The following is a 238-nucleotide window of genomic DNA, read 5'->3' on the forward strand; positions in this document are numbered from 1 at the left end:
GCCAGTCGGTCATCATCGTCTCCGACCACGGCAGGTCGACGCCGCTCGTCATGGTCAGCAGGCGGCGGATCGTCACGCGATCGACCCCGGGGCCGAGATCGACGTCGCCGACGTAGACCCCGATCGGGGCGTCGAGATCGATGAGCCCCTCGTCGGCGGCGATACCGGCCGCCAGGACGCAGACGCCCTTCGCCGCGGAATGCACGTCCTCGCGGATGTCGGGGGTCCAACGGTGGTC

1 protein-coding gene is annotated in these 238 nt (G+C 70.2%); it reads right to left on the reverse strand.

Translation table 11 applies throughout. The features are described 5' to 3' along the window. A partial coding sequence (locus SB658_RS27300; protein ID WP_410603681.1) for a serine hydrolase occupies positions 1 to 238 on the reverse strand: 238 nt, incomplete at both ends.

This window comes from Bacillus sp. SIMBA_008, assembly GCF_046535495.1.
In the GTDB taxonomy this organism is placed as follows: Bacteria; Bacillota; Bacilli; order Bacillales; family Bacillaceae; genus Bacillus; species Bacillus subtilis.